Source organism: Thioalkalivibrio denitrificans (assembly GCF_002000365.1).
Taxonomy (GTDB): domain Bacteria; phylum Pseudomonadota; class Gammaproteobacteria; order Ectothiorhodospirales; family Ectothiorhodospiraceae; genus Thioalkalivibrio_A; species Thioalkalivibrio_A denitrificans.
This window is the reverse complement of record NZ_MVBK01000123.1, coordinates 1-8,646: the sequence shown is the minus strand read 5'-3', so window position 1 is coordinate 8,646 and position 8,646 is coordinate 1. Positions and strand designations below refer to the sequence as shown.

Here is an 8,646-nt window from a genome sequence, read left to right as displayed (position 1 = left end):
AGCCTGAACCGCGATAGGACTCTGGCGGGAACAGACTGTCATGCTGAGGTTCGCGACCATTGCAACGTATTTCACTTATGTTTCAGCCTGTTGCGCACCAGCCGGTGTCCGACCGGTGAGATGTGCGGGCTAGCTGGTCGCGAAAGGAGCGTTGTCAACATTATGAGCGAATCGCCCGACAATCCCCGCAAGGAACCCGCCGGCACGGATCAGTCCGCGCCGCGCCAGGGCCATCCCAACGCCAGGCGCCGCAACCTGATCCGCGGCGCCATGGCGACGCCGCTGGTGGTGACACTGGCCAGCCGTCCCGTGTGGGGTTCCCAGGGAGCCTGCTCCCTGTCCGGCGACATCTTCTCCGCCAACGTCTCCGACATCGACCATGAATGCACCGCGGGCCAGGGGTGCACGCCGGGATACTGGCGCAACAACTACAAGGGCTGGGCCTGCACGGGCTTCTCGCCCGGCACCTGCATGGAGTTGAACCCCTCGGGCAATAAGTGCCAGAAACTGGACGCCACCACCGGCACCACCTTCGAGTACGTGTTCGGATATGCACCGATGTGCGGGTCCGTCACCACCCTCATGGAAGTCCTGCAGGAATGCCCCGGTACGCTGGACTGGCATGCGGTGGGCGCCGCCCTCAACGCCAGGTGCACCAGCATTTACTACGGCGCCTCGCTGGCCGAGGTGGTCCAGGCCTACCAGATGGCGCGTGACAACCCGATACAGACCGACCCGGAACTGCTCAAGAACGTGTTCGACAACATGAACAACCGTGGCTGCCCCATCGACGCCCACGGCAACTGCGAAAAGGGCTACACCCTGGAAGACGACGTCTGCATCCCGGTGAAGACCTCCCTGACCCTGGACTGATCGTCCAACGCGGTGCGGCACACGCCTCCACTTGCCTGCTGATCCCCGTCACATGAACCCCGACGACAGGCGCTCGCCGGGTTCCGGCGTTGCGGGACCCGCCGAGTCCGTAACCATCATCCCCCTGCCCGAATCCCACGTCCGCCGCTGGGATGACGAACTCATCGTGTATGATCAGCGTTGCGGCGAAACCCACCTGCTCCAGGGCGTGGTGGCGATGCTGTTCGAGTGGCTGCGCGAAGGCCCCTGTACTGCCGATGCCCTGGCCGAGCGCCTGTCGGCGGAACAGGTCGACGGCGTCGGCGATACATACACCTTCGTCAGACAGGTCCTCAACGAGTTGCAGCGCCTCCAGTTGCTGGAGGTCAGCCCCGTCGAGGACCAACAAGCGTCGCAGTCGTAGGCCGGATAAGGCGCAGCCGCATCCGGCATGCCTCAGCACACAATGGGAACGCGGATGCGCTTCGCTTATCCGCCCTACGGATTTAAGCTGCACCTTCAGTAGTGTCCGGGGAAAGCCAGATCCGTTCGTGATCACTGACGAGACATGCAGGCCGGCACTGACATACAAACCCTATCCCGGATCCTGGGCACCACCGGTGCGGTCATCGAGATCGGGCCGTTTCTGGTGCGCCTGCGCTCGCGGCTCGATTCCGTGGCTGCCGCCGTGGGCCTGCATTACGAGCACCAGCTTCGGGCGCCGGACACGCCGTTCTGCGACTTTCACGTGCGCCTGGACCGCCCCGGAGGCCTGCGCCGCTGGTGGAAACCCCAGGCACGCTTCTATCTCGACGAAACCTCCCCGTTCAAGCCCCTGCCCCTGAACCAGGCGTTCCCGCTCTTCGAATGGGGCCTGAACTGGTGCATCGCCCAGCGCGGGCACCGGTTTCTCATGGTGCACTCGGCCGTGGTGGAACGGGACGGCCGCGCCCTGATCCTCCCGGGCGCTCCCGGCTCTGGCAAGAGCACGCTGTGCGCGGCCCTGAGCCTCTCCGGCTGGCGGCTGCTGTCGGACGAATTCGCCCTGGTCGAACTGGATACCGGCCGGATCACCCCGCTGCCGCGCCCCGTCAGCCTCAAGAACGCCGCCATCGGCATCATTCGGGACCGCTATCCGGGCGCGGTGCTGGGGCCGGAGACCCACGACACCACCAAGGGCACCGTGGCCCACCTCAAGCCATCCGCTGACGCCGTGGAAAGGGCCGGAGATCCCGCCGAACCCGCCTGGATCGTGTTTCCCGAGTTCCAGGCAGGCGCCGCCGACCGGCTGGAACCGGTGTCCAGGGGACAGGCGCTCCTGCAACTGGCCGACTCCGCCTTCAACTACAGCGTCCTCGGGGGCCGGGGATTCGAGGCCGGCGCCGCGCTGGTGGAAAACTGCCAATCCTTCCGCCTGACCTACGGCGACCTGAACGCCAGCCTGAAGCTGCTTAATTCCCTCGCGGAGCCTCGTTCATGACACCCGGCACCCGCCTGCTGCTGACCGCCCTGACCCGCCCGGAAACGGTGGCGGAGCGCTCGCTGGAGGAACTGGATCTGCTGGTGCGCGTGGCGCGCATGGCCTCCCTGGAGGCGCGGCTGTGCCATCTGTTGCGCGACCACGGCGTGCTGGACACCCTGCCCGACGGTCCGCGCCGGCACCTGGAAGCCGCGGCCATGGTCTCGGACCGCCAGCAGGACATGGCCCGCTGGGAGGTGGCGCAGATACACCGGGCCCTCTACCCGCGCGGCATCCCCGTGGTGGTGCTCAAGGGCGCCGCCTACGTGTTGGCGGGTCTGCCCTGCGCCCGCGGCCGGCTGTTCACCGACGTGGACATCCTGGTGCCGCGCGGGGCCCTGCATGACACGGAGCGGGCGCTGTTCGCCAACGGCTGGGTCAACCAGACGCAGGACGCCTACGACCAGTCCTACTACCGGCGCTGGATGCACGAACTGCCGCCCCTGACCCACGTCATGCGCAAGAGCACGCTGGATGTCCACCACACCATCCTGCCGCCCACTGCCCGTCTAAAGCCCGACGCCGGGCGCCTGCTGGCCGACGCCGTGCCGATCTCAGGAGTCGATGACCTCTACGTGCTCGCGCCGGTTGATATGGTGCTGCACAGCGCCACGCATCTGTTCCACGACGGCGAACTGGAGCACGGCCTGCGCGACCTGACCGACCTGGACGATCTGCTGCGCCACTTCGGCCAGGATCCCGATTTCTGGCCGGCCCTGGTGGCACGTGCCCGGCAGATGGACCTGATCCGTCCCCTGTACTACGGCCTGCGCTACACGCAGGCGTTTCTGAGCACGCCCATCCCCGGGACTGTTGTTGAGGAGCTGTCCGACGCCGGTCCGACCACACCCCTGCGCCCGCTGATGGACATCCTGTTCCACCGGGGCCTCGCCCCCCACCACTGGTGTTGCGACGACGCCCTCTCAGGCGTCGCCCGGTGGCTGCTTTACGTGCGCTCCCACTACCTGCGCATGCCCCTGCACCTGCTGATTCCACACCTGGTGCGCAAGGCCATCAGGAAGCGGCTGCAGGAGGACAGCAAGCGTACCGCGCCGGTGCTGCCTCGTCCCTGATCACCGAAGCATGCCGGATGCGGCTACACCCTATCCGGCCTACGCACTGCGTCGGCAAACCTTACATCCGTCGGCCTTTGCCTGGCACCAAAACGCATGAGGGCGGCCCCTTGCGGGGCCGCCCTCATGCGCTCCAAACCAAAGACGGGTGATCAGACCAGCCGGCGACGCCGCAGCCCCACACCCAAGGCCAACAGGCCGATGCCCATCAGCCCAAGCGTAGCCGGCACGGGAACACCCACAGGCGGCTGGAACGGGTCATCGCCGGCGACCAGGAAGCCGTCAATGGCAAGACCTGACTGAAAAGCAAAATCGATCCAGTTCACCACTCCGAATTCCAGAATGTAATTCCCAGAGGTGGCTACGGTGTAGGTGGCGTTAACCCAGTCGGTGTAGCCACATCCAGCGGCATAGCAACTGCCCGAACTACCGCCCAAGGGCGACCATGCCGGACCACCGGGGATGATGGGCGCACCCGTAGGATCCAGTGTGGCATCCGGAAGAGGCAGACCGTCACCAGGCACGGTGTCGCCGGCCGGTGTGGTCCTGGCTCCGAACAGGAACGCCACCTCGTTCATGGTGTCGTCGAGCAGCCGTGCCCACGCGTAGTCGGAAAACCCGGCGCCGTCGGAGGTCACGTAATTGAACAAGAATTCAAGTTCGTCCCCCGCTTGGGCGCCAAAGGCCGTTGAGGTAAGCACAGAACCCGATGTCTCTGAGCCCAAGCCGAGACCGACCCCGGTCACACCCTGACTGGTAGACACCCAGCCGTACTGGCTACCGCCACCCGGGGCAAGTGTCACGTCGCCATCGGCTCCGGAGGTGCCGCAGCTGCCGACGCAGGTCCAGCCCGCGGGGATGCCCGCATCGAAGAGGCTGGCAGAGGCATGCATCGGAAACAGGCTGACCAGCCCCAGAAGTGCAACCGAACCGCTTAATTTGCAGATTGATCTGAACATTGTGATTTCCCCCGCTTCTTCCCTATTCCTCGAAAATCAGATCGGTGCGGCCATCCATCATCCGATCATCCTTGCGTATACCATGCAGACTTTGTGCCATAAAATGTTTTGTCAACGATTTCAGATATCTGTCACTTCACGTGTTTGCCCGTTCGCAGCGAACTGTAAACAACGCCGACATCCCAGGACGACCGGAACGCCATCCGGTACGGGGACAAGAGCAAAAAAGGAAGCTCCCCGACCTCTTCGCCAGGCGCACACGCGCAGCATCCGCTCGGGTCTCGTACTCCCAGGAGCCTGACCGAGTGGATTGCACGTCTGCGTGGCAGGCCGGGTGTCCAGACCAGGTCTTCGACTGCTTGGGGAGCGCAGTTGTACCTACGTGATGAACAGGGATCGGGAACCCGGGGCGACTTCTCACCGCCACAAGAACCCAGATAAACCAATCCGGGATGGCGAGAGATTCTGCTCCCCTGGCTCGGGCGCTTCTGGACAGATAGTCATGCCGTAGAGCGGGCCGTGCCCGCCGTCAACTGCCACAGCGTAGGAGCGGCGCCCCGCCGCGAACCGCAGTGCCCGTATATGAAACCTGCGCCTTCTGCCCAAGCGCGGGCCTCCCACCAACGTTCTGTCGGCATCCGTGCGCCACGCTACAGCCCCTCGCAGGGCGGATAAGCAAGGCACATCCGCCTCTCCCTGACCAGCGAAGCGCGGGGGCTGGAGGGACGAGCGCAGCAGGTGCCCCGTCACAGCGCGCAGATCGGCGCCCGCAGTAGAAGGGTGGTGCGACATGCAGGGTAAGTCCAGACCGAGCCGCGCTCCGTCGCCGAACGACGGAGATGGACGCAGGGTCTGTTAATCAAACCCCTTTGCGTTCTCCGCGTCTCCGCGTCCTCTGCGTCTCAACCAATTAGTGCAACGCGCCCCGAACGTCACTCAAGGCTGCCGAGCAGGGCTTCCGCTTCCTCCCGCTCGTCGAATGCAGTGTCATCGGCCAGCAGTTCACGCAGCACCTCAGCGGCTTCCGCGGACCGATCATTGCGTTCGAGGGCCAGGGCATAGTGGTAGGTGATGGTCGAGGAGTCGGGCAGCGCCTCATGAGCGGCCGCGATCAGGGACAGGGCCTCGGCGGGATCACCGTGATCGAGCAGCACGACCCCCAGGGTATCCTTGATGCGCGGATCCTCCGGGCGCAGCTGGTTGGCCTTGCGCGCCAGTTCCAGAGCCCGCTCGTCCCCCTGGCGATGATAAAGGAACGCGAGATTGTTCAGGATCGCCGGGTTTTCAGGCGCATGCTGGGCCAATACCTCGTAGTGAGTCACGGCCCGCTCGAAATCGCCCGACTCGATATAGGACGACGCCAGCATCAGCCGGGACTGATGATCGTCGGGATGGTCGTCCACCCGGCGCGCCAGGGCAGCCTGGGCTCCGGCCAGATCACCTGTACGCCGCGCCATGTCGAACCGCTTGACGGCGGCCTCGGCGGAAGGGGTTTCCGCATAGGCCTTCTCATAGGCCGCCAGCGCCTGCGGGAAAGCCTCGCGCGCACGATGGATATCACCTTCCAGCATGTGGCCCGCGGCGCGATGTCCCTCCAGGGCCTGGACACGACGGGCCTGCGCCAGCGCGTCATCGTGCCGCCCCGCTTCAACATCCAGCGCGGCCAGCGCCAGCAGGGCCCGTGCATGGCTGCCGTCCAGGTCCACCGCCCGCGCCAGCGCCCGCCGGGCTTCCCGCGGCCGATCTGCACGTCGTTGCGCTATACCGAGACGGAAATGCACCTCGGCCACCTCCGGCGCGATCTCTGCCAGTCGACGCAGGGTGTTGATACCGGATTCCAGTTGCCCGGAGGCCAGCTGGGCGTTGGCGATGTGCTCCAGCAACACGGGATTCTGCGGATGATGCTCTCGTACCTCCTCGAGCAACCGCAGGGCGCGACGCGGCTCTTCAGCCTCGAGATAGTGGCGGCCCAGCAGAATGCGCGGCTCCAGGGCCTGCGGCTGGGCCTCCATTGCCCGGGTGAAGTACCCGATCGCCCTCTCGCGGGATCCGTGGCGGACCTCGAAGTTGCCCAACAGCACCAGCAGACGATGGTCGGTCGGGCGCTGTTCCAGGGACCTCTCAATGATCTGTCGCGCAGCGTCGAGCTGCCCCTGTCTGAACCTGATCACGGCGAGGTTGCGGGTCGCCGTGAAATCGCCGGGCGCCACGTTCAGGGTCTGCTCAAACGTGGCCACGGCGTCATCGACCCGGTTGAGTCCCAGCAACGCGATGCCCCGGAGGTTGTAAGGCACCGGCTCTTCCGGGTGCTTTTCGATCAGTGCCTCCACCTCCGACAGCGCCCGTTCGAAGTTGCCGTCCTGCAGCAGCCGCACCACCAGCGCCACATCGATTCCCACATCCTCGGGGTCCAGTTCCCGGGCGGCCTCCAGCTCGGCAAAACCGGCTTCACGGTCTCCACTCTGTAGAAGTGCTGCAGCCAGACGCATGCGCGCCTGGGGGGAATCGGGCTGCATGGAGACCCGCTGTCGCAGCACCTCGAGCGTGGCCACATTGTCACCCCGTGTGGCATGGATGCTCGCCATCAGATCCAGCGCCGCGGCATCGCCGGGGTTCGCGGCCAGTGCCCGTTCAAGGAGGGTCTGGGCATCCTGAACGTGGCCGCCGCGCAGGCGCACGGCCGCCAGCAACTGATTCGCGGCGGGCATGTCGGGGAAGGCGCGCAGATAGCGTCCAAGATAGGTCTCCGCCTGCTGCCAGTTCTCCAGCGCGTAGTGACTGGCGCCGGCGAAGAACATGGCCGGAAACAGGTTCGGATTGCCCCGCAGGGCATCCTCCAGGGCATCGGCGGCAGCCTGGTATTCCTGACGGTAGAAATGCAGGAGGCCCTGCACGTGGGCGGTGGGGGCGAGGTTGCGCCCGAGGCGACGCATCTGGTCGAGGTCCTGCGCGGCCCCTTCCAGATCCTGCTGCGCCATGCGTGTCAGCGCGCGCTTGTAGTGCCCAAGGTACGGATTCGGCGCGACTTCGATGACCCGGGTGAACGCCGCTTCCGCCTCCGGCAGTGCCTCCTGCGCGCGATGGAGGTCGCCCTGCAGATCCCAGGCTTCGGCGTATCCCGGATCGGCGGCAAGCGCGCGGTCGAGGAGCGCGTTCGCTTCCGCCATGTCGGCAGGTTCAGCCATCACGCTGACCCGGGCAAGACCCGTCAGGGCCCCGGCATGGCCCTCGTCGTTGCGCAGTGCAGCCCCGAACTCGTTGCGGGCGTCCTCCAGCCGGTCCAGGCCGATAAATGCCCGGCCCCTGAGCACATGGGCCTCCACCACATCTTCCTGGCGAGTCAGCCGCCAGGTCTGCAACCGCTCCACCACCGCGTCGAAATCGCGCTGCAGGAGCCTGGCGCGCGCCAGTTGCAGCGGCGCATCCTCGCTCTCCCAGCCCTGGGATAGCGCGCGCTCGAGGTCAGACAACGCAGCCGGCCCATCGCCCGCGTCCAGGTGAAGCAGACCCAGTCGCCAACGCCCTTCAAGGTGCCCCGGATTGTCCTGCAGCAGATTCTTCAGCTCGATAATCGCCGCCCGGACATCCCCCTGCTCGCGGAATGCTTCGGCGCGCTCCAGGCGCTCGGCCTCCGTGAAGCTGGTCTGACCGCATCCAGACAGCACAATCCCCACGGCAAGCAGCACAGCCGCCACTGCCCACCGCATCCCAATCATACGCATACATCCCCCTTGGCTACCTGCCACCCGGGCCGGATGACCGACCGGTCCCTTCCGGGCCATCCACTTACTGTAAACCATGAAACGCGACCTGTGTCACGAATCACCGCCGTAACTGGGCCGGGTGTCGAAATCCCTTACATATAGATCGCAAGAAACCTTCTGCGGACCCGGTGGACCGTGCTGCATAATGGCAGCCTTCTTCCGCATTTCGAGGGAAAGGGACGTGAAACTCATCAAGCTTGTTGGGGACCTGCTGCTCCTGGGCGGTGTCATCGTCACCGTAGCCCCCATGCTCACCCGCGCCATGGGCCGGTATTACCTGTTCGGCTTCGAACTGACCACGGTGCTCCTCGGCGGCATCGCGCTACTGCTGCTCGCATGTCTCGCGCGGCTGGAGTTGTTGCTCAGAAGATAGCGGCCATTCCGTGCCCCTGCCCCAGAGCTTCCGTCCCCCTCCCCCGCTTGCGGGAGAGGGTTGGGGTGGGGACCCGCCAGAGTCCATTGAAACCACCCTCACCCTA

The 8,646-nt window shown here is 65.6% G+C and carries 7 protein-coding genes; 5 read left to right on the top strand and 2 right to left on the bottom strand.

The window, feature by feature from the left end; translation table 11 throughout:
* The first annotated feature begins 162 nt into the window (after positions 1-162).
* The 4 genes from B1C78_RS15965 (at position 163) to B1C78_RS15950 (ending at position 3,444) form a co-directional block, all read left to right on the top strand.
* Complete coding sequence (locus B1C78_RS15965; protein WP_077280162.1) at positions 163-873, top strand: hypothetical protein; 711 nt, start codon at positions 163-165, stop codon at positions 871-873.
* A 52-nt stretch (positions 874-925) separates the two neighbouring features.
* Complete coding sequence (locus tag B1C78_RS15960; protein WP_077280161.1) at positions 926-1,276, top strand: HPr-rel-A system PqqD family peptide chaperone; 351 nt, start codon at positions 926-928, stop codon at positions 1,274-1,276.
* A gap of 144 nt (positions 1,277-1,420) precedes the next feature.
* On the top strand, positions 1,421-2,332 hold the full coding sequence (locus tag B1C78_RS15955; protein WP_077280160.1) for an HprK-related kinase A: 912 nt from the start codon (positions 1,421-1,423) through the stop codon (positions 2,330-2,332).
* Positions 2,329-3,444, top strand: a complete 1,116-nt coding sequence (locus B1C78_RS15950) for a nucleotidyltransferase domain-containing protein (RefSeq protein ID WP_077280159.1) — start codon at positions 2,329-2,331, stop codon at positions 3,442-3,444. Before B1C78_RS15955 ends, B1C78_RS15950 begins: the two co-directional genes overlap by 4 nt.
* 152 nt (positions 3,445-3,596) lie before the next feature.
* Here B1C78_RS15950 and B1C78_RS15945 read toward each other — a convergent pair whose 3' ends face one another.
* Positions 3,597-4,403, bottom strand: a complete 807-nt coding sequence (locus B1C78_RS15945; protein ID WP_077280158.1) for an NF038132 family protein — start codon at positions 4,401-4,403, stop codon at positions 3,597-3,599.
* Positions 4,404-5,335: 932 nt separating this feature from the next.
* Positions 5,336-8,119, bottom strand: a complete 2,784-nt coding sequence (gene prsT, locus B1C78_RS15940; protein WP_175628341.1) for an XrtA/PEP-CTERM system TPR-repeat protein PrsT — start codon at positions 8,117-8,119, stop codon at positions 5,336-5,338.
* Positions 8,120-8,348: 229 nt separating this feature from the next.
* Here prsT and B1C78_RS15935 point away from each other — a divergent pair, with 229 nt between their 5' ends.
* Positions 8,349-8,540: a hypothetical protein gene (locus tag B1C78_RS15935; protein ID WP_139349988.1), complete on the top strand. Its 192-nt coding sequence runs from the start codon at positions 8,349-8,351 to the stop codon at positions 8,538-8,540.
* Positions 8,541-8,646 lie beyond the last annotated feature (106 nt).